Here is a 21,812-nt window from a genome sequence, read left to right on the forward strand (position 1 = left end):
GGTAATTCCATCTTCATCCTCCATTTCATGTCTTCATTTTATGAAACTTCGGACTCCATGAAAATCAGCATACCTCACATCGGTAACATCAAGTAATGTAGAGTCGATCGGTTATGACGAGGATAGCTCAACCTTGGAGATAGAATTTAAAAATGGAGCGACCTATCAGTACTTTGATGTACCAGAAGTTGTGTTTACCGAATTACGCGATGCAGATTCCGTCGGAGGATATTTAGCAGCTAGGATCAAGGGGACGTATCGGTACTCGAAAGTATAAGTAGGTCAATATGTAATAACTCGCCAGGATCGGTAAGAGAGCTAATCGGCCCAAGCTGGAACTGCCTATCATATCCGCCTGGTCACGGAATAAGCTTCAAGTCATCCAGCCATACCCGTGCTTCTGCATCGGATGGCGCCCGCCAGTCGCCGCGTGGCGACAGTGATCCGCCAGATCCCACTTTCGGGGCATTGGGAATGCATGAACGTTTGAATTGGCTGGTCTGGAAAAATCGGAAAAGAAAAACGCCGAGCCAGCGCTTGATTGTTGCGAGATCGTATTCGTTTTGCAACTGCTCGTTAAGCCCATCCGGCCAGTGGCCTGAAGACCGGTTACTCCAGGCGTGCAGCGCGAGAAATGCGATTTTTGCCGGGCGGAAACCGAAACGCGTGGTGTAATAGAGGTTAAAGTCTTGCAGCTCGTAGGGGCCGATGATTTGCTGGGTGCTTTGCAGCGGTTTGTCCGGCGATTGGCTCGGGATCAGTTCCGGCGATATTTCCGTATTCAGGATCGATGACAGTGCTTCACTGGTGGCGTCACTGAACTGCTGAGTGTGGATGGTCCAGCGGATCAGGTGCTGGATCAGCGTTTTCGGAACGGAAGCATTTACACTGTAATGCGACATGTGGTCACCAACGCCGTAAGTGCACCAGCCGAGCGCAAGTTCACTGAGATCGCCGGTTCCCAGCACAATCGCGTTGTGCAAATTGGCGAGACGGAACAGATGCGAGGTTCGTTCGCCCGCCTGTACGTTCTCGAACGTCACATCGTATACCGGTTTGCCATCGGAGAAAGGATGTGCGATGTCTTTCAGCATTTGCAGGCACGACGGGCGAATGTCGATTTCCTGGCTTGAAACGCCGAGCGCTCCCATTAACTTCATTGCGTTGGATTTTGTCGCGTCGCTGGTTGCAAAGCCCGGCATCGTGTAGGCAAGAATGTTGGCGCGCGGAAGATTCAGTCGATCCATCGTGTGCGCGGCTACGATCAGTGCGTGAGCAGAATCAAGCCCGCCCGAGACGCCGATGACGATTCGCTGCATTTTGGTAAATGACAAGCGCTGCATCAGGCCGTGCACTTGAATATGGTATGCCTCATAGCAATGGTCATCGCGCTGAGCCGAATCACTGGGGACATACGGAAAGCGCTCGACGGAGCGGAGTAACGGAGTGTTTCCGTCCGGAATGATAAATTCAAATTCGACCGGACGAATTGTGCGTATCTGATCGAGGTGCGCTTGCACGGAATCATTGAAACTGGTCATGCGCATACGATCCTGCACGAGCCGCTCGAGATCGATGTCTGTCGTGATGATCTGCGCCTCATCTGAAAATCTTTTGGATTCAGCAAGACGCTGGTTATTCTCATAAATCATGGCGTGACCGTCCCAGGCGAGGTCAGTGGTCGATTCTTCGGGACCGGCGGCCGTGTAGAGATAGGCCGCGATGCACTTGCTGGACTGTAATGCACACAAACTGCGCCGGTAATCCGCTTTGCCAATCGTGATATTGCTTGCGGATAGATTGGCAAGGATAGTCGCCCCGGCCATGGCGGCGTAAGTGCTGGGCGGGATGGGTGTCCATAGATCTTCGCAAATCTCAGCATGCAGTGAGAAATTGTCCACGTTGATTGCATTGAAGATGAGATCGTTGCCAAACGGAACAATCTGGCCGAGAAATCTGACTTCCTGCGCAATGGCCGTGCAGGCGGATGTGAATTGGCGTTTCTCGTAGAATTCGCGATAGTTCGGCAAGTATGTCTTGGGCACGATGCCAAGGACACGGCCGCGGTAAATGACGACTGCGCAGTTGAAAAGTTTTCCCTCAAACCGGAGCGGCGCACCAATCAGGAGGACTGGTGTGAGTTCACGGCTGGCTTCAACAATATGTTCGACCCCGTTGATCACGGCGTCGAGCAGTACTTGCTGGTGAAAAAGGTCGTCGGCCGTGTAGGAAGAAAGGCCCAATTCGGGAAACAGCGCAATCGATGCTTTGGCTTCCGATGCGCGGCGTGCGAGTTCAAGGGTTTGCTCGACATTGAATACCGGATCCGCCACCTTGAGTGGGGGGATGCACGCGGATACGCGGATAAAGTTGTGCGAGTAGATCGAGTAGAAGTTTCTCACTGGTTTCCCCGAAGTGAAGCTAATTTTCTATTGTACACAGACTCACAGCTATGGCTATTTTACAAGAAACGTAAAAGGCTCTGTGGATAGCGCCATTTTAGTGAACGGTAAATACGACAGATTGGATAGAGTATGATTAGTACCAGCAAGGTAATCCAATAAGTCTGTTCAAGGCCGCCGCGTTCTAACACAAGACGCTGTGCTGCCAAAACACCGAAGTGCGCAAGATAAAAGAATAACGCGGTCTGGCCAAAGACGAGAATGGGTCCATTATGACTGATCACGGTTTTGACGGATTCCAGGCGTATCAGCAGCGCAAAAATAATGGCCATTAAACCCAGTTCCAGGACAGTGTAAGCTAAGCTGGGCGGATATTTGCTGATATGTAGCCAGTGCACGACGGTGTTGCCTCCAAGGTGCATAAAAAGGTTGCCATAGCCGTCGATACTGCGAATAAGCACAAATAAAACCAATGCGGATAGGCCGCTGACCATCAGCAAACGCTCTAACGGCCACAAGCCCGGTTGCTGGGACATTAATCGTTCGCCAAACACCCAGCCCAGCATCATGATCGCCAGCCAGGGTAATGCAGGATAGAGTACGGTATAAGTTTCACCGAATACCGGTGCGAAGGTCAGTGCCAGCCACAGCGGTACTTCACCACCGGGTTGCCACAGGGCCGTCAGTAATAGCTCACTTCCCGCCAGGATGAGTGCCGCCAAGAAAAAAACCACACGGGCGCCCAGGCGTTGTAAAGGAACCATGAGCATCATGCTGATGCCGATGGCATAGAGCACTTGCAATATAAACTTATCAGAAGCCAGTGAGAATACGCACAGATCAAGGAAGGCAATAAAAGCGCCACGGAGCAGCAATTCACGGTCAATGACGGAATTCTTACGCCTTGTTCGCGTCGTTGGATATTACTGATTGCAATCGATGTTCCTGCCAGGAAAACAAATGTCGGGGCGCAGATATGGGTGATCCAGCGTGTGAGGAATTGATCGGTGGCGAACAGATCGCCGCTTTCATACAATAATACCGAGTCAGCGAAAATCCGGTTCGTATTGAAAAACCATGACGTATGATCAAGCGCCATCAGGATCATCACAATTCCGCGCAGCCAGTCGATGGCAGCGATACGTTGCGCGTTTTTATCCAATTGGATCACTCGTTCTTTTAGACAAAATCAAACAAATAATACAGCGCATTGCATATTTTATTAATTGCAGTTAAAGCAAGACCAGATTATTTCTGTGAATGAGTTCCGGTTCATCAACATAACCCAGTATGGCTTCGATTTCATTGCTGGCTTGTTTTAGGATTTTTTGTGTTTCAACAGCGCTATAGTTAATCAAACCGCGGGCTATCTCTCTGCCTGCTTCATCGCGGCAAGATACGGCTTCTCCGCGCTCAAATTCACCGTCGACGCTGATGACGCCAATGGGGAGCAGGCTTTTGCCATCGGCTGAAAGCGCCTTCACAGCGCCTTGATCCAGTGTCACAGACCCGCGTACTTGTAAATAGTCAGCAAGCCATTGCTTACGTGCTGCCAATACCGGGATTTTGGCCAGGAAACGGGTGCCGATAGCCTCGTCCTGATTAAGGCGGACTAGCACGTTGTCTTCATGCCCTGATGCGACGATGGTATCCGCGCCACTACGTGCCGCACGTTTGGCGGCGATTACTTTAGTTTGCATCCCGCCACGGCTGATACTGCTGCCAACGCCACCGGCCATTTTCTCAAGCGCGGAGTCACCAGCATTTACTTCGCTCAATAATTTCGCATCTGGATTCTTGCGTGGGTCGCTGGTAAATAAACCGGCCTGATCAGTCAGAATAATCAGCACATCGGCTTCAACCAGATTAGTGACCAACGCCGCCAGAGTGTCATTGTCACCAAAACGAATTTCATCAATTGCAACGGTATCATTCTCATTAATAATAGGAATGATGTTTAGCTTTAATAAAGTCGTTAGGGTGGAACGTGCATTGAGATAACGTTTCCGGTTAGACAGGTCTTCATGCGTCAGAAGCACTTGGGCGGTTTGCAAACCATACTCAGAAAAGCTGGATGCATAGGCCTGCGCCAGACCCATTTGCCCAACGGCAGCTGCAGCCTGCAATTCATATAATGCAGTGGGGCGGTTTTCCCAATTTAATCGCTGCATGCCTTCGGCGATTGCACCCGACGAGACCAGAATGATTTCCTTGCCCATTTGTTTAAGGCTTGCAATTTGTGCTGCCCAACAGGCTAGCGCGGCGTGGTCCAGTCCCTTGCCTTGATTGGTGACCAGGCTGCTACCTACTTTAATGACAATACGGCGTGCTTGCTTTATCATGGATCAACGAACTCGTCTTCTGGAATCTGATTTTCAGGCTGTGGCGGTAAATTTTGTTCCAGGTAATCCATGATGGCATAGGTTAAGGATTTGCAGCCCTCACTGGTTAATGCGGAAATAATAAAATATTTGTCTTTCCACCCTAGTTTCTCAACAAATTGACGGCATAATTCGGCACGATTTTCGGCTGGCATCATATCGGTCTTGTTCAATACCAGCCAACGCGGTTTCTGATAAAGGGACTCATCATATTTCTGTAATTCTTTGACCAATGCCTGGGCTTCATGAACAAGATCCGTGTCTTCATTCGGAGGCATCATATCGACGACATGAAGCAATAGCCGGGTGCGTGATAAATGTTTTAAGAAGTGATGCCCTAATCCAACGCCCTCAGCGGCGCCTTCAATCAAGCCAGGAATGTCAGCCATGACGAAACTGCGGTTTTGATCAATCCGTACCATGCCCAGGTTAGGCTGCAAAGTAGTAAATGGATAATCGGCCACCTTGGGACGTGCGGAAGATACGGCGCGTATAAGTGTGGATTTTCCAGCGTTCGGCATACCCAATAAGCCTACATCGGCAAGCACCTTGAGCTCCAGTTTCAGTTCAAATTCCTGCCCTGGTTCACCGTAGGTAAACTGACGCGGTGCCCGGTTGGTACTGGATTTAAAGTGCAGATTACCAATTCCGCCTGCTCCGCCTTTGGCTAACAAAACCTTTTGCTGATCACGAACCAGATCAGCAATCGTTTCATCGGTAGTGCTGTCTTTGATAAGTGTGCCAACAGGTACACGCAGTACAATATCTTCGGCGCTTTTTCCATAGCGATCGGAGCCTTGACCATTTTGGCCATTTTTGGCCCGATGGATACGCGCAAAACGATAGTCAATCAATGTGTTGATATTACGATCCGCTATTGCGAATACGCTGCCGCCGCGCCCGCCATCACCCCCATCAGGCCCGCCTTTAGGAATAAATTTCTCGCGCCGGAAACTTGCGACGCCATCGCCGCCTTTACCGGCTAGTACCTGAATAATCGCTTCATCAATAAACTTCATAAATCTTGGCTATCGTTCCCTGTAATTCTTATACGATCCCGCAAACAAAAAAGCCCCATCATTTTAGACAGGGCTTTTTGGAAGAATTTGGTGCTTCTGTGCTGTTAAGCTGGTATCACACTGACTATTTTTCGTTTTAATACACCCTTGATACTAAAATTCACTTTCCCTGTAATTTTTGCAAATAAGGTATGATCTTTGCCAATACCTACATTTTCTCCGGGATGAACTTGAGTGCCGCGTTGTCTGATAATAATCGATCCGGCTGGGATCAATTCACCACCATAACGCTTGACTCCGAGCCGTTTTGAATGTGAATCACGTCCATTTCTTGAGCTTCCGCCTGCTTTCTTATGTGCCATCTAGTACTCCTTAAGCTGAAATACCGGTAATCTGTATTTCAGTGTAATTCTGCCGATGTCCCTGATGTTTCTGGTAGTGCTTGCGACGACGCATCTTAAAGATACGAATCTTGTCGTGACGGCCTTGACCCAGTACTGTTGCACTGACTTTGGCGCCATTGACGAGTGGCGTGCCCACGGATATTTTATCCCCATCCGCAATCATCAATACTTGATCAATAATAAGCTCGCTGCCACTTTCAACTTCAAGCTGTTCCACCTTCAGTGTTTCACCCACTTTAATCCGATACTGCTTACCGCCGGTTTTTATGACCGCATACATATATTGACTCCATGCTTCCCTTTTACAGAACCGCGAATTATACATAAATAACCTTTGATTGTGGTGGAAAATTTCGAGCAATTTATCTTTATGCTTGACACTTGGGTGTTGTCATTCCTAACATAGCGTTTTCTACAAGGTAATATTGTGTCAATCGAATATATTAGAAGCTTCATTGCTCAAGACATGGACATCGTAGACGATGTCATCCGGGAGAAATTACATTCTCATGTTCTACTGATTCGCCAAGTCAGTGAATACATCATCAATAGTGGAGGGAAACGTTTACGTCCTGCATTGGTGATTTTATCCGCTGGCGCTTTTGGTTACTCAGGGAAATTTCATTATAACCTAGCAGCCATTGTTGAATTTATTCATACGGCAACCTTGCTCCACGATGACGTCGTGGATGAATCTGATTTACGTCGAAATAGAGAAACAGCCAATGCTCTGTTTGGTAATGCGGCCAGTGTTCTGGTAGGAGATTTTCTTTATTCCAGAGCCTTCCAAATGATGGTAAATGTTGACAATATGCGTGTCATGCAAGTGCTCGCAGATGCAACGAATACGATTGCTGAAGGCGAGGTTTTACAGCTACTGAATTGCCGGGATCCGCTGGTAACAGAAGAAAACTATCTGCGAGTTATTCGTTTTAAAACAGCCAAATTATTTGAAGCAGCCAGCCGGTTGGGTGCAATCTTAGGCAATGCCACAGCGGAAGAAGAAGATGCGATGTCAGTTTATGGTATGCATCTTGGCACTGCATTTCAGCTAATTGACGATATGCTGGATTATTCGGGTAATAATCAGGATACCGGTAAGAATTTAGGCGACGATCTGGCTGAGGGGAAACCTACACTGCCTTTGATCTATGCCATGCAAGTGGGAACGCCCGAACAAGTAAGTGTTATCCGTAAGGCAATTGAGGATGGCGGAAAAGATGGTTTTCAACCAGTGCTGGATGTTATTCGCCAAACAGCGGCCTTAGACTACGCGAAGCATTGTGCTGCGGCTGAAATTACAACAGCGATTGACGCAATAGCTTTCTTACCAGATTCAGAAAATAAAAAATGTTTGCTGCAATTAGCGAGCTTTTCTGTGACACGCAATCATTGATTAAAGAAAGTTTCCAGACTGATTAATAGTTTCTGGTTGGAATTGATTTAAATGGAATGATTCTTTTTTGTTACGTAGAGGAGTCTTCTTCAAATTCCTATTGACTTGTTTTCAAGACGCTAGGTTTTTCCAATTTCAAACCTGTTCTTTCAGCTATCTATTTGAAATATTTATCATTTGATTGGGTGACTATTAATCTTTTATTGATAGGTACTAAAACCATGGTTAATCCACAATTTGCCGATGTAAAGAAATTGTTAAGATTAAAGTATAGTGACGGCAAATTAAATCCAGATTGATGGTATACGAGAAGAGAGCAATTGAAATTAATATGGGTAAATTAATTTTTTACATACTGATAGCCGTACTGATTTACTGGATACTCAAAAGCCGTCGACCCAAGCAAAAAGATACTGAAGTACTTCAAGAAACTGCCGAAGATATGGTGAATTGTTCGTACTGTGGTATTTATTTGCCTAAAAGCGAGGCTGTCGGTAATCATGATAAATATTTTTGTTGTAGCGAGCATAGTCATTTGTATATAAATTCTTCATCCTGATTCGATTGCTGTGTCTACTTATCCGTCTCATACAAAACATTCAATACTCTGGCCATTTGATTCCGGAATAACTGAGACTGAATATAAAGATCAGTACTGGCGTTCTCTCTATTATTTTAATATTTACCGGTTGATGATTGGCAGTGGATTGTTGATTGTTACGTGGAAATTTGAATTTTCCAATTTCGGTTTACATCATTATGCGCTGTTTATTTATGCGGGCTTAGGCCACGTTCTTTGTAGTAGCCTGTCGATGCTGCTTATTAAATTGCGCGCTCCTGATTTTAATTCGCAGCTAACCGTACAAGTCGTGATTGATATTGTTTTTATTTCGATCATGCTTTATGCCAGTGGGGGGGTACAAAGCGGCTTGGGTGTTTTGCTATTGGTCTCGCTCGCAGCAGCGGGATTAATCAGTCATGGTCGTTTGGCACTATTCTTTGCATCGATTGCAACCATTAGTTTATTGTTGCAAGAGACCTATTCCTTACTCACGGTTGATTTCTATTCCGCGCAATACTCACAAGCAGGTTTATTGAGCATGGCGTACTTTGCCGTTGCCTGGTTGGCGTATCAGTTGGCTAAACATACTCTGGCCAGTGAACAACTTGCAAAAGAACGCGGTATCGATCTAGTAAACATGGCGCAAGTCAATCAATTAGTAATTCAGGATATACAAGAAGGAGTGCTTGTCTTAGATAAGGATGGAAACATCCGGCAGCGCAATACTTACGCTGAGAAGCTGCTTAATATGAATTCATCTGATGGTAAGAATGAGTTGCTCAGACTCTCGGATTATGTGCCTGAAATAACCGATAGGCTTGTGAGCTGGCAGGGAGACAGCAATATTAGTTTCGATCTGTTACGGCTAGCGCATAGTAATGCATTGGTTCGAACACGTTTTCTTCCGATACAAGCAGACTCTCGTAATGGTGTCGTTATTTTTCTCGAAGACATGGGGCACATACAGGCGCAGTTACAGCAACTAAAACTCGCAGCCTTGGGTCGTTTGACGGCGAATATCGCTCATGAGATTCGTAATCCGCTTTCCGCGATCAATCATGCCGCTGAACTTTTGGAAGAAGAGCAGCTTGATAATAATACGAATCCTCAACTCGTGCGTATCATTTGTGAAAATACGCAACGTCTAAACAAGATAGTGCAGGATGTTTTGCAACTGAACCGGCGTAATATTTCAAAATTAGAAATTATTGAGATACATGAATTTATTCAGAAGTTTCTTGAAGAATTTTGTCATACTGAGAAAATCAATACGAATACATTTATTATAGTAGATGGCTCGAAGAATCATTTGATTAGTTTTGATCGTGATCATCTGAACCAGATACTGTGGAATTTATGCCAAAATGCATGGCGGCATTGTCAAAAACAAATCGGCAGTATACGCATCGAATTGTCTACAGGAGCAAATGCGAATAATGTTTGTCTGAATATAATTGATGATGGTCGGGGTGTCGACATGAAACAAACAAAACAGATTTTTGAACCTTTTTTCACCACTGCGACCGGCGGTACAGGTCTAGGCTTATACATCGCACGTGAGTTGTGCGAAACGAATCATGCATCGCTTGACTATGTTGAGGATTCTCCAGGCGGGAATTTTAGGATAATCTGCAAAAGCAGCCAGCCATGTCTATAGATAGTGGATCAATAGCAAATCCACATAGAAAAACTTCCATTCCCAATATACTGATTGTGGATGATGAACCGGATATTATCGAGTTGCTCGAACTGACACTGGCGCGGATGGGAATGGAAGTTTTCAGTGCAAAGTGTATCAATGACGCCAAGCAATTGTTGCAATCACGTCAATTTCAGTTATGCCTTACCGACATGCGTTTACCTGACGGAGACGGATTGGATCTGGTTAATTATATTGGACAGCAGTGTGCAGATTTGCCTGTTGCCGTGATAACAGCTTATGGTACGGCAGAAAATGCCGTCGCTGCGCTTAAAGCAGGGGCTTTTGATTACTTGCCGAAACCGGTTTCGCTAAAACAGTTGCGGGATTTAGTTAAATCCGCCCTGAGCTTGCCACCCATAGAAACCGGACCTGCATCACAAGTCCGATCGAATCAGCGCATCTTATTGGGCGAATCTCAACCCATGCGTCAGCTACGCGCAACCATAGACAAACTTTCCCGCAGTCAGGCTTCTGTTTATATCAGCGGTGAATCAGGCAGTGGTAAGGAACTGGCCGCCAGAATGATTCATGAAAGAAGTGCTCGCCATAAACAAGCATTTGTTGCTGTGAATTGCGGGGCCATTCCTGAAAACCTGATGGAAAGTGAGTTTTTCGGCTATAAAAAAGGTGCCTTCACTGGCGCAGATAAGGAGCATGATGGATTTTTCCTGACAGCAAACGGCGGAACGTTATTTCTTGATGAAGTCGCGGATTTGCCACTGGCTATGCAAGTTAAACTGCTTAGAGTAATCCAGGAAAAACAGGTGAGAAGAATCGGTGATACGCTAGAAAAAAATATCGATGTGCGTATCATCAGCGCCACACACAAGAATCTTGGTGATTGTGTTGAAACCGGGCAATTCCGGCAGGATTTATACTATCGTCTGAATGTAATCGAATTGAACATGCCAGCATTGCGTGAGATGCGTGAAGATATTCCGCTCATAGCAGAAGCAGTTCTGGCAAAGATCTGCCGAGAATCCGCGCGGCCCGTTTGTAATCTTAAGAAAGATGCCCTGGCATTGCTGATGAACTATGGCTATCCCGGTAATGTTCGTGAGCTTGAAAACATACTTGAACGGACATTGGCACTTTGCCCCGATACGCAGATTGGTAAAGAAGAGCTGCAACTGCCCAATAAATCCAGAGAAATCTCACAAAATGCCAGTAATTTTCCCATAATCATTGCGGATCCAGGATTGCCGTTGCAGGATTTTCTTGATCAGCTTGAAAAGGACTCTATTGTAAAAGCATTGGATCAGAGTCGATATAATCGAACAAAAGCAGCTAAAATACTGGGCATCACTGTCCGGTCTCTGCGTTACAGGATGGAACGGTTAGGATTAAATGAGAAATCCTAAAGTACCGGGGGCGAGGGGTGTAAGCAATTAAATATTAAACTTATCTCACGGCATCCTACACGATGAGATGAGCTTCTAAGTACTAGCGTAATCGATGACTTACCCATAATGCTGCTGCAAATAGCAACACTGCGCCACCTTGGTGTGAAGCTGCTAGAGGGATAGGCACTACATGTAGTAAAGTCGCTATACCAAGACTAATTTGAATTACCAGCATCCCCAAAAAAAGATTGCAGGCAATTCGGGTTGTGTCGGAGAGTTCTACCTTGCGTGATTGAAACCAAAAAAGCGGTACTAAAAAAGCCAAAATCCAGGCGATCAACCGATGATCGAATTGAACAGTCGCCATGTTATCAAAGAAGTTGCGATACCACGGCTCCAACATAAAGATTTCTGGAGGTATCAGATGCCCGTTCATGAGCGGGAAAGTATTATAGGCTAAACCTGCTCGAATGCCTGCGACAAAGCCGCCGGATAACACCATGATAAAAATAAGTGAGGTCAGACCAAAGGAAAATCGCCGTAGGCTTTGCAGCATTTCATTGGACTCAGGATTATCTTTTTCCGGTGATAGCAATCCTAATGCAACCCAAAACATAGCGGCAAAAATGACAAATGCCAATCCTAGATGTGCAGTAAGACGGTACTGACTCACATGGGGGTCGCTAACCAGTCCGCTCTTAACCATATACCAACCCATAAATCCCTGTAATCCACCTAATACAAATATTCCAGCTAGCCTAATTCCTAATGGTCGATCGATCTGCTTTTTCATTAGGAAATAGACAAAAGGAACAAAAAATACCAAACCAATCAGCCGACCTAACAGACGATGAAAGTATTCCCACCAGAAAATACTCTTGAATTCATCGACACTCATACCTTTATTAACTTTTTGGTACTGCGGGGTTGCGCGGTATTTTTCCAGTAGCTCGTCCCAATCTCCCTGAGTGATGGGGGGTAATGTACCAACAATCGGCTGCCACTCAACAATTGAAAGTCCTGAGTTAGTGAGTCGTGTAACACCACCGACCACCACCATGGCAAATACCATGACACAACAAATTAATAACCAGATAGCAATAGATTTTTGCATAGTCGTAAAGAATAAAAGTTATATCGGAAGTTTATTTTTGATTGTCTTATTTGGCGCGCAGTATTCTTTGCTTGGTACGTTCCCATTCTTTTTCTTTCTCAGATTCGCGCTTGTCATGCTGTTTCTTACCTTTAGCCAGGCCAATTTCCAGTTTAATCCTGCCTGTTTTATAATGCATATCCAGCGGAACCAGAGTATATCCGGCACGTTCTACTTTGCCGATGAGCCGCTTGATCTGCTCCGCGTGCAACAACAATTTGCGTGTTCTTGTTGGATCAGGGGTGATGTGTGTTGAGGCTGTCTTGAGCGGACTTATGTGACAACCAATGAGGTATAATGCCTCATTGCGGATAATAACATAGGCTTCTTTTAATTGAACTCGACCGTCACGAATGGCTTTGACTTCCCATCCTTCTAACACCATGCCTGTTTCGTACTTTTCCTCGATAAAATAATCGTGAAAGGCTTTTTTATTTTGTACTATACTCATACAGGATTGAAATGGGTGGAAATTACTAAAATTTCGTGTATTTTATCAGTTTTTCGGTATTACCTCATTGATACGGGGTGATTTACTTTTATGGCAGAAATAGAAAAATCAGTTTTGGTCGAATACTCAGCAAGCCAAATGTTTGCGCTGGTTGATAACGTTGAGGAGTATCCTAAGTTTCTTCCGTGGTGCAGCGGTACTACTGTAGATCCTCAAGATGAAGTAACAACGCATGCAACGGTTCGGATCGATTACCATCATATTCAGCACAGCTTTACCACTATAAATAAACGTTTTCCGCCTGATTTGATTGAAATGAGCCTGCTAAATGGTCCATTTGAACACCTGGATGGTTATTGGCAGTTTATTCCATTATCCGATACGGCATGCAAGATAAAATTCCGGCTGCATTACACGTTCTCACACAGAATTCTTGAAAAATTGGTTGGGCCCGTATTTCATATGATTGCGAATAGTTTTGTGGAGCATTTTATTGAACGGGCGGAAGTGATCTATGGCAAACCATGACAGCGTTCTTCCAAGTCGAAGTCGTCTATGCATTGCCGCACATTCAAATCTTGGAGAAACTTGAAGTATCAGCGGGTTGCACGGTTGAACAAGCGATAAATTATTCTGGAATTTTGGATCGATTTCCTGAAATCGACCTGACAAAAAACAAATTGGGTATTTTTGGCAAATTTGCACAGCCAGAAACACGGCTATCACCTTGTGACAGAGTCGAAATTTATCGACCGCTCATCATCGACCCAAAGGAAGCCAGAAGACTACGTGCCAAAAAATCATTGCGCACAGAAAATCGGCGTTGATCAGTTATTTTCTTTTCAGTTCGCAATAAATTATTTCTTTGCTCTTATGATCGCACCATATTCATGGGCAACAGTATAATGACGAGTATTCTGTCCTGACTCATTCCAAAAAGGATAGCAGTTCCAGAAAAAGCAAGGATTGCTGGTTTGGAATTGTAGGTATCCCTATTTTATGTTTGATATTGATTCAATTTTTTCGTCTGATGGCACGCTTTCTCGCCATATTACCGGATTCCGTACGCGATCTCAGCAACTGGAGATGGCGCAAGCTATTGCTGATACGATTGCCAAGCATCGGATTCTGGTCGCCGAAGCTGGTACCGGAACGGGCAAGACGCTGGCTTATTTGGTGCCTGCTTTGTTGGCGGGCGGTAAAGTTATTATTTCTACAGGAACAAAAACACTACAAGATCAGTTGTTTAAGCGTGATATTCCGACTGTGCGGGCAGCGCTTAAAATACCTGTCACAATTGCGTTGTTAAAAGGACGCGCCAATTATATCTGTCACTATTACCTGGAAAGAACCTTACAGGATACGCATCTCAGTTTTATTACTCGTGACGAAATCCAGTATTTGCAACAAATAGAACGGTATGCAAACAGCAGCAAAAATGGTGACAAAAGCGGACTCAGTGAAGTTCCTGAGAATGCGGGCATCTGGCAGCAAGTCACTTCAACCCGTGACAGTTGTCTGGGTTCCGAGTGTCCCAGCTACAAAAAATGTTTTGTGATGGAAGCGCGCAAACAAGCTTTGGCGGCCGATGTCGTCGTAGTGAATCATCATTTATTTTTTGCGGATGTCATGCTACGTGATGAAGGATTGTCCGAATTATTGCCTGCCTGTAATACTGTCATTTTTGATGAGGCCCATCAATTGCCGGAAACTGCCAGTTTGTTTTTTGGTGAATCTATTAGTACCGGCCAGTTATTGGATCTTGCACGCGACGCCAAAGTAGAAGCAATACGTGCTGCCGGTGATTTTGCTGAACTGCCAAATGCTATTGCTGTGATGGAAAAAGCGGCGCGTGATTTACGTTTAACTGTCGTGGAAGATAATACGCGGTTATCTTTGGCAGCGATAAAACAAAATGCGGATTTTAGTACTGCGCTAGATAACTTGCTGGAAAAGCTGAAAATATTGGTCAAACAATTGGAGAGCCAGGCTGAACGATCTGAAGGGTTGGAAAATTGCTGGCAGCGTACAACCAACCATTTGTATTTGATACAACGCTGGCGGGATGAAACAGAAATGCAAGGCCATGTGCGCTGGATCGAGATTTATAACCAGGCATTGCAATTGAATGCAACACCCTTATCAATTGCGGAGATTTTCCAAAAACAAATGATCACATCGCCGCGTGCTTGGATCTTTACTTCGGCGACGTTGTCGGTTAAAAAGGATTTTACCCATTACAATGAAGAAATGGGTCTGGTTACTGCACAAACAGCTTATTGGGAAAGCCCATTCAATTTTGCTGAACAAGCCTTGCTTTATGTGCCGGTTGGCTTGCCAGAACCGCAGCATAGAACCTATACCGATCAGGTAGTGCAGGCGGCGCTGCCGGTATTACGCGCGAGCCGGGGACGTGCTTTTTTCTTGTGTACCAGTTTGCGTGCGATGCAGCGTGTCTACGAATTGTTGCAAGCCGCTGATGAATTTGATTTTCCGTTATTGCTCCAGGGCCAAGGTTCGCGATCTTACATGCTGGAGCGTTTCCGTGAATTGAATAATGCCATTCTCATCGGCAGCCAATCTTTCTGGGAGGGAGTCGATGTGCGCGGGGAAGCGTTGTCGCTGGTCATCATTGATAAGTTGCCGTTTGCACCACCCGATGATCCAGTGCTTGCAGCGCGGATTGAGAAAATCAACAGCGAAGGCCGTAACGCTTTCATGGAGTACCAATTGCCGCGCGCTGTCATTAATCTGAAGCAAGGTGCGGGGCGCTTGATTCGGGATGAAACGGATCGGGGAGTGCTGATGATTTGCGATCCACGCCTGACTACCAAAGCTTACGGGAAACAAATATGGCAAAGTCTGCCGCCGATGAAACGCTCCAGGGACTTAGCTGAAGTTGAGAATTTTTTTAATGCTGGTTAACAGTCGTAATTTAAAACGATTGCGTGATGCTTATTATTAGGTAATTGATTCAGGTCACTATGAGTAAAAAATTTGCGATCAGTATACGAGCCTTCTTTTGTGCGGAATAATGATTCCTATAACCAGCAAGAATGCCAATAGGGGTGACTTTCCGTTATTACAAAGAGAGCAGGAAAAAACCAGGATTCAGGCGGAAATAAATGAAATGGGTAATGCGATACTTGAACAAGAATCTTCATTTGAAATGATACTGATTGCTGGTCTGGAATTAAACAAAGCCGAGACAGCGGAAAAGCTGGAGTTTGACTGGCAGAAGGATTTGCTGGGAATTGTGCAACCGATCATCAGTGAGCTGCGCCAGCTAATAGAGAACAAACGTAAACTGAATGGCTTGCATAAGTAGATTGCTGTTAGTGATTCATAATGCGATGAATTAATTCGGCGTGGACAGCCTTTGAAGGCTTTATAAAATAACTATAAGTAACTAAATGCTTATGAAATTAGCAACCTGGAACGTGAATTCACTCAAAGTGCGATTGCCGCAAGTGATTGATTGGTTGGGAGTGAATCAGCCGGACATGTTATGTTTGCAAGAAACGAAACTAACCGACGATAATTTTCCAATCAGTGAAATTGCAGCGATTGGCTACCAATCGGCTTTTATTGGACAGAAGACCTACAACGGTGTTGCGATACTTAGTAAACAGGAAGGAAGCGGAATAATAACCGCCATACCGGGTTTTGTGGATGAGCAAAAGAGGGTTATCGCGGCAACCTATGGAGATTTGCGCGTTATTTCTGTGTATGTTCCGAATGGCGATACTGTTGAGTCGGAGAAATATGGGTACAAATTGAGGTGGCTACCTGCTTTGAACGAATGGCTGAAGCAGGAATTGAAAGATTATTCAAAATTGGCAGTACTGGGTGATTTTAATATCGCACCGGAGGATCGCGATGTTTATGATCCTAAAATATGGGAAGGAAAAGTATTGTGCAGCCAGCCTGAACGCGCTGCATTCAGTAATCTACTTGATTTAGGGTTTACTGACAGTTTTCGCTTATTTGAACAGTCCGAGAAATCGTATACATGGTGGGATTATCGCATGATGGCTTTTCGTTTGAATCGCGGATTGCGTATTGATCATATTTTGCTCAGTAATGAGCTTGCGCGCAGCTGTGTAACCTGCGCGATTGATAAAACGATGCGTAAACAGGAGCGCCCCTCAGATCATGCACCTGTCATCGTGGAGCTTACCGTGTGAATACGGGAGATGATCTTTTCCGGGTTAATTGCTTTTACCCGGTAATTTCTCGAATTCGTTTCTCAGCATATTCAGATTTTTTTCACGCACATTGATTTCTTCCCGTAACCGCTCCACGCGATTAAGGTATCTCTGATAGTTTCGCTCGCTGCCTAAACGATCGGGAATGCCGTCTTTGTATTCGTTTTTTACTTCATTAAGCCGATTTTCTTCTTCAGAAATTTTACTTTGTATCTGCTCACGCTGTTCTTCAATTCTGGCATTTTCCCTTCTTTTCATGATTCTATCGTCAATATCTCCTGAGACGGTAGAGGGCACGACAACAATCGGGGGCAGATCAATTTTTTTTGAATTACTGGAAGGGATATTCGAATACGTTACGTTGCCGCGTTCATCGATATGTTTATATACGCCGGCTTGAGTCAGGCAGGAGAAAAGAACTAAGGCAATGAATAAAAAATTATTTCTTTTCATGATTCACCGTTCTAATCGTTTGTGATTCTCAGCTTATCTATCGAGCGAGCTCTTTTCTTAATGCGTATATATTTCTTTGATGTAAGAATAATTTGTTTCTGAGCTGTACGGTCTTTTCCTGATGCGTGTTTGATTCGTGCGGATTACTGATCTGTTCCAGGAAATTTTGTGTATCGGTAAAAAGCTTTTCTTCCGCTACCAGCTCTTTTTTCAGGATCTGGCGACGCATGGCATCGCGTTCTTTCTGTATCGGATCTTTTACCCGGGGAGAGTTTGGTTGTAATCCCTCAGTATTCCGGGAAAAAGAGGCAACAGAGAATTTCTGCGCATTATTGATTGGACGATTGGTAAAGGTAATGTTGCCGTCTTTATCCACATGTTTGTAGATGTCTGTTCCAGCAATAGCCTTGGGTAAATAACCCAACAAGATTAAAGCTAACAGAATAAGCAATGTTCTGGTTTTCATATTTTGCTAGAAGAATTTCGATAAAAGTGCAACTATTTGATCAGTCTATCAATGATTTCTCTAATGCAAGGCAAAAAAAAGAGCCAAAAATCCTACTTATTACAGCAATTGACTTATTCTTAATTGAAAAATTAACTTATTTTGTTGATTTAAGTACGTAAATATTTCGGTACTGATTGTATTGCCCACTCAGTATTTTCCAGATGCCGGGTTTATTCCAGACTATAGGCTATAATACAGATCGAATTCAATCGGATGTGTCGTCATACGAAGTAATGTCACTTCATTCATCTTAAGATGAATAAACGCGTCTATCATATCATTAGAAAATACACCACCGCGGATTAGAAAATCACGGTCTTTATCCAAACATTCCAAAGCTTCATCTAATGAAGCGCAAGAATTGGGTACTTTAGCAGCTTCTTCCGGCGGTAAATCATAAAGATTCTTATCCATTGGGTCGCCGGGGTGTATTTTATTCTGGATACCATCCAGACCCGCCATCATCAGTGCGGTAAATGCCAAGTATGGATTCGCTGTTGGATCAGGAAAACGCACTTCGATACGGCGTCCTTTGGGGCTGCTGGTGTGCGGAATGCGGATTGCAGCCGAGCGGTTACTGGCAGAATAAGCAAGATTGACCGGTGCCTCAAATCCAGCAACCAACCGTTTATAGGAGTTAGTGCTGGGATTGGTGATCGCATTGAGCGCTTTGGCATGTTTCAGGATACCGCCAATATAGAATAGCGCTATTTCAGATAAACCGGCGTAACCATTGCCAGAAAACAGATTCTTGCCATCTTTCCAGATGGATTGATGTACATGCATACCTGAACCGTTATCGCCGACGATGGGTTTAGGCATGAAAGTTGCCGTTTTGCCATACGAGTGTGCGACATTGTGTACGACATATTTAAGTATCTGGTTCCAATCCGCGCGCTTAACCAGACTATTAAAGCGTGTGCCAATTTCACACTGGCCCGCTGTAGCCACTTCATGGTGATGAACTTCTACACCGATACCCATTTCTTCCAAGGTAAGGCACATGGCGGAGCGAATATCTTGCAGGGAATCGACGGGAGGTACGGGAAAGTAACCGCCCTTTACGGCTGGGCGATGGCCAATATTGCCGCTTTCGTATTTAATGGCCGAGCTCCAAGCTGCTTCCTCAGATGCAATTTTAACCGAACAGCCTGACATATCGGTATGCCAACGAACGGAGTCGAAAATGAAAAATTCAGGTTCAGGACCGAAATAAGCGACATCACCGATCCCTGTTGATTTTAAGTAAATTTCCGCACGTTTGGCTAATGAACGCGGATCCCGGATATATCCTTTTCCGTCGGCCGGTTCAACCACATCGCAGGTGATCAAGAGTGTCGGCTCATCCATGAATGGATCCATATTAGCGGTATCAGGATCGGGTATCAATAACATATCGGATGCTTGAATGCTTTTCCAGCCGTCTATCGACGAACCGTCAAAGGGATGGCCATCTTCAAATTTGTCTGCATCAAAGGTATGTGCAGGTACGGTAACATGGTGTTCTTTACCATTCGTATCTGTAAAACGTAAATCAACAAATTTGACTTCATTGTCTTGAATCAATTTCAAAACATCAGCTACGACCATTTTTCTCTCTCCAGACTAGCGTCACAAATTTTATAAATAAAAATACATTTAGATAGAATTATACCAGCACAACACAATGAATGATTTGAAACGATACGAACGATTACTATCAAACAAGCCTATTGAATATAAACTTGCAGGTGCCAGTGTATGTATTCTACTGTATTATCATGATGTAAGTCTTTATGATTCGTAAAATTACGATATGGGAAGTTCAATTGTCAGTGGCACACAGTAATGACCGGGGGCGTAGTTTTGTTTTTATCTAAAATCAGGAAAATGGTTCTTGAGCTTGAAGAAAGTTGAGAATCTGCAGTAGTTGTAACTTGAATGTCCAAAGCCCTTAACATACTCAAAGAAGTTTTTGGTTACCCTGCTTTTCGCGGGCAACAAGCTGAAGTCATTGCACATCTCGGTGATGGTGGCGATTGTCTTGTGCTCATGCCGACGGGTGGGGGCAAATCGCTGTGCTATCAGATTCCCGCTTTGTTGCGCGACGGAGTCGCGATCGTTGTTTCTCCGTTGATTGCATTAATGCAAAATCAGGTGGCTGCGCTGAATGAAATCGGGGTGCGCGCAGCAGTTTTGAATTCTTCATTGTCACAGCAGGATGCCGCGCAAGTCGAGCAGAAGCTGCTGGCAGGTGAGTATGATCTGTTGTACGTTGCGCCCGAACGCCTCCTAACTGCGCGATTCTTGAACCTGGTTACACGCATTCCGGTTGCACTATTCGCAATTGATGAAGCACATTGCGTATCGCAGTGGGGACATGATTTTCGTCCAGAATACAGTCAATTGTCAGTATTGCATGAGCGCTTTCCCAAAGTGCCTCGTATTGCTTTAACAGCTACGGCTGACATGGTTACCCGGAAAGAGATTGTTGAGCGATTGGGGTTGGATGTGGCCAAAGTATTTGTTTCTAGCTTTGATCGTCCGAATATCCGCTATCAAATTATCGATAAAACCAACAGCCGGTCACAGTTATTGGTGTTTATACAAGCAGAACATCCAGGCGACGCGGGTATTGTTTATTGTCTGTCTCGTAAGAAAGTGGAGGAGACGGCGGCATGGCTAGTCGATCATGGCATGCGCGCAGTGGCTTATCACGCCGGTATGAGCATGCAGGAACGTAGCCAGAATCAGGAAAAATTTCTGCGCGAAGAGGGCATTATCATGGTCGCCACGATTGCGTTCGGTATGGGGATCGATAAGCCAGATGTGCGTTTTGTTGCGCATCTGGATTTACCTAAGAGTATTGAAGGTTACTACCAGGAAACCGGTCGTGCCGGCCGTGACGGACAGGCGGCCAATGCCTGGATGGTGTACGGTCTCGGTGATGTCATTCAGCAAAGGCGAATGATTGAGGAATCTCAGGCACAATTAAAATTTAAGCAAGTGGCTACCCAGAAGCTGGAAGCCATGCTGTCGCTGTGCGAAACAACTACATGCCGCCGAATACGTCTGTTAAGTTATTTTGGTGAAACGACCGATACAGTATCCTGTAGAAACTGTGATGTCTGCTTAAATCCCCCGCAGGTCTGGGATGCCACGGTTGAAGTGCAGAAAGCGTTGTCCTGTGTTTACCGGACCGGGCAAAATTTTGGCGCGGGGCACTTGATTGATGTGTTGCGGGGTAATCTGACTGAACGGGTGAAACAATGGCATCACGATAGAATCAGTACGTTTGGTATCGGTAAAGATCTGCCTGAACGAACCTGGCGCGCGGTATTTCGACAGATTGTGGCGCTTGGCTTATTGACGACAGATAGTGAAGGTCACGGCGCCTTGCAGCTGGTCGAAGCAAGCCGCGCGGTACTGAAGGGACAGGAAAGCGTTTATTTGCGGCTGCAAGCAAAGCCTGAACGATCGCCTGGGAAGCGGCAGACCGATGACTTGGTGCCACTGGATTCCACCGAGCGCTACTTATGGGAGCAGCTACGCTCATGGCGTGCAAAAACAGCCAAGGAACATGGCGTACCGGCCTATGTGATTTTTCATGATGCTACCTTACATGAGCTAGTACGTTTATGCCCGAAAACGGAAGATGAATTGCGCCTGGTGACTGGCATCGGCGCACGCAAACTTGATAAGTATGGCAACCATCTGATTGAGATTCTTCGCGGTTGTTAGCAATTGTGAGCATAGATTGTAATAATACGGATAGGCTATGCGCTTGAGTATTTGATCAGTTCCGTTATATACTCAAACTTCATGAAGAAATGATGATCAATTTAAAAAAA

At 45.1% G+C, this 21,812-nt stretch carries 22 protein-coding genes and 1 pseudogene; 11 read left to right on the forward strand and 12 right to left on the reverse strand.

Features of this window, described 5'->3' with window-relative positions; genetic code table 11:
- Positions 1-97: 97 nt before the first annotated feature.
- Positions 98-277: pseudogene (locus K2P83_RS09800) on the forward strand (KTSC domain-containing protein); the annotation flags it as partial.
- 82 nt (positions 278-359) lie between these two features.
- Here K2P83_RS09800 and K2P83_RS09805 read toward each other — a convergent pair.
- The 7 genes from K2P83_RS09805 to rplU form a co-directional block, all read right to left on the reverse strand.
- On the reverse strand, positions 360-2,402 hold the full coding sequence (locus tag K2P83_RS09805) for an NAD(+) synthase (RefSeq protein WP_292928699.1): 2,043 nt from the start codon (positions 2,400-2,402) through the stop codon (positions 360-362).
- Between the two features lie 59 nt (positions 2,403-2,461).
- Positions 2,462-3,199, reverse strand: a complete 738-nt coding sequence (locus K2P83_RS09810) for a heparan-alpha-glucosaminide N-acetyltransferase domain-containing protein (protein ID WP_363279530.1) — start codon at positions 3,197-3,199, stop codon at positions 2,462-2,464.
- Positions 3,172-3,573, reverse strand: coding sequence for a heparan-alpha-glucosaminide N-acetyltransferase domain-containing protein (locus tag K2P83_RS09815; RefSeq protein ID WP_292928701.1), 402 nt, complete (start codon positions 3,571-3,573; stop codon positions 3,172-3,174). Before K2P83_RS09815 ends, K2P83_RS09810 begins: the two co-directional genes overlap by 28 nt.
- A gap of 61 nt (positions 3,574-3,634) precedes the next feature.
- A complete protein-coding gene (gene proB / locus K2P83_RS09820) occupies positions 3,635-4,744 on the reverse strand; it encodes a glutamate 5-kinase (protein ID WP_292928702.1) in 1,110 nt (369 codons plus the stop codon).
- Positions 4,741-5,802 (reverse strand): Obg family GTPase CgtA, encoded by a 1,062-nt coding sequence (cgtA, locus tag K2P83_RS09825; protein WP_292928704.1) that lies wholly within the window; start codon positions 5,800-5,802, stop codon positions 4,741-4,743. The genes proB and cgtA overlap by 4 nt, the downstream gene beginning before the upstream one ends.
- A gap of 104 nt (positions 5,803-5,906) precedes the next feature.
- On the reverse strand, positions 5,907-6,164 hold the full coding sequence (gene rpmA / locus K2P83_RS09830) for a 50S ribosomal protein L27 (RefSeq protein WP_013966405.1): 258 nt from the start codon (positions 6,162-6,164) through the stop codon (positions 5,907-5,909).
- A gap of 10 nt (positions 6,165-6,174) precedes the next feature.
- Positions 6,175-6,486, reverse strand: a complete 312-nt coding sequence (gene rplU / locus K2P83_RS09835) for a 50S ribosomal protein L21 (protein ID WP_013966404.1) — start codon at positions 6,484-6,486, stop codon at positions 6,175-6,177.
- Positions 6,487-6,633: 147 nt separating this feature from the next.
- Between rplU and ispB the strand changes: the two genes are divergently transcribed.
- The 4 genes from ispB (at position 6,634) to K2P83_RS09855 (ending at position 11,227) form a co-directional block, all read left to right on the forward strand.
- Positions 6,634-7,602, forward strand: coding sequence for an octaprenyl diphosphate synthase (gene ispB / locus K2P83_RS09840; RefSeq protein WP_292928707.1), 969 nt, complete (start codon positions 6,634-6,636; stop codon positions 7,600-7,602).
- Positions 7,603-7,933: 331 nt separating this feature from the next.
- Positions 7,934-8,161: a PP0621 family protein gene (locus K2P83_RS09845; RefSeq protein ID WP_292928709.1), complete on the forward strand. Its 228-nt coding sequence runs from the start codon at positions 7,934-7,936 to the stop codon at positions 8,159-8,161.
- Between the two features lie 253 nt (positions 8,162-8,414).
- Positions 8,415-9,821, forward strand: a complete 1,407-nt coding sequence (locus K2P83_RS09850; protein ID WP_292928711.1) for an ATP-binding protein — start codon at positions 8,415-8,417, stop codon at positions 9,819-9,821.
- A complete protein-coding gene (locus K2P83_RS09855) occupies positions 9,812-11,227 on the forward strand; it encodes a sigma-54 dependent transcriptional regulator (RefSeq protein WP_292928713.1) in 1,416 nt (471 codons plus the stop codon). Before K2P83_RS09850 ends, K2P83_RS09855 begins: the two co-directional genes overlap by 10 nt.
- Before the next feature lie 82 nt (positions 11,228-11,309).
- Here K2P83_RS09855 and K2P83_RS09860 read toward each other — a convergent pair whose 3' ends face one another.
- Entirely contained in the window at positions 11,310-12,323 is a 1,014-nt protein-coding gene (locus K2P83_RS09860; RefSeq protein WP_292928715.1) for a COX15/CtaA family protein, read from the reverse strand.
- 46 nt (positions 12,324-12,369) lie between these two features.
- Positions 12,370-12,813, reverse strand: coding sequence for an SsrA-binding protein SmpB (gene smpB, locus K2P83_RS09865; RefSeq protein ID WP_292928717.1), 444 nt, complete (start codon positions 12,811-12,813; stop codon positions 12,370-12,372).
- Between the two features lie 90 nt (positions 12,814-12,903).
- On the opposite strand from smpB, the gene K2P83_RS09870 reads away from it, so the two are divergent.
- The 5 genes from K2P83_RS09870 to xth all read left to right on the forward strand — a co-directional run bounded on the left by K2P83_RS09870 (position 12,904) and on the right by xth (position 17,000).
- Entirely contained in the window at positions 12,904-13,341 is a 438-nt protein-coding gene (locus K2P83_RS09870; RefSeq protein WP_292928719.1) for a type II toxin-antitoxin system RatA family toxin, read from the forward strand.
- Entirely contained in the window at positions 13,338-13,640 is a 303-nt protein-coding gene (locus K2P83_RS09875) for an RnfH family protein (RefSeq protein ID WP_292928721.1), read from the forward strand. The genes K2P83_RS09870 and K2P83_RS09875 overlap by 4 nt, the downstream gene beginning before the upstream one ends.
- A 172-nt stretch (positions 13,641-13,812) precedes the next feature.
- Positions 13,813-15,738: an ATP-dependent DNA helicase gene (locus K2P83_RS09880; protein WP_292928723.1), complete on the forward strand. Its 1,926-nt coding sequence runs from the start codon at positions 13,813-13,815 to the stop codon at positions 15,736-15,738.
- A 109-nt stretch (positions 15,739-15,847) separates the two neighbouring features.
- Complete coding sequence (locus K2P83_RS09885; protein ID WP_292928725.1) at positions 15,848-16,141, forward strand: hypothetical protein; 294 nt, start codon at positions 15,848-15,850, stop codon at positions 16,139-16,141.
- Between the two features lie 91 nt (positions 16,142-16,232).
- Positions 16,233-17,000, forward strand: coding sequence for an exodeoxyribonuclease III (xth, locus tag K2P83_RS09890; RefSeq protein ID WP_292928747.1), 768 nt, complete (start codon positions 16,233-16,235; stop codon positions 16,998-17,000).
- A gap of 24 nt (positions 17,001-17,024) precedes the next feature.
- Here xth and K2P83_RS09895 read toward each other — a convergent pair whose 3' ends face one another.
- The 3 genes from K2P83_RS09895 to glnA form a co-directional block, all read right to left on the reverse strand.
- A complete protein-coding gene (locus tag K2P83_RS09895; protein WP_292928727.1) occupies positions 17,025-17,474 on the reverse strand; it encodes a DUF4124 domain-containing protein in 450 nt (149 codons plus the stop codon).
- 37 nt (positions 17,475-17,511) lie between these two features.
- Positions 17,512-17,940 carry a DUF4124 domain-containing protein gene (locus K2P83_RS09900; protein ID WP_292928729.1) on the reverse strand — a complete coding sequence of 143 codons (429 nt, stop codon included), beginning with the start codon at positions 17,938-17,940 and terminating at the stop codon, positions 17,512-17,514.
- Between the two features lie 222 nt (positions 17,941-18,162).
- On the reverse strand, positions 18,163-19,572 hold the full coding sequence (glnA, locus tag K2P83_RS09905; protein ID WP_292928731.1) for a type I glutamate--ammonia ligase: 1,410 nt from the start codon (positions 19,570-19,572) through the stop codon (positions 18,163-18,165).
- Positions 19,573-19,902: 330 nt separating this feature from the next.
- On the opposite strand from glnA, the gene recQ reads away from it, so the two are divergent.
- Positions 19,903-21,702 carry a DNA helicase RecQ gene (gene recQ / locus K2P83_RS09910; RefSeq protein WP_292928733.1) on the forward strand — a complete coding sequence of 600 codons (1,800 nt, stop codon included), beginning with the start codon at positions 19,903-19,905 and terminating at the stop codon, positions 21,700-21,702.
- Positions 21,703-21,812: the final 110 nt, after the last annotated feature.

This window comes from Nitrosomonas sp., from assembly GCF_019752415.1.
Lineage (GTDB): Bacteria > Pseudomonadota > Gammaproteobacteria > Burkholderiales > Nitrosomonadaceae > Nitrosomonas.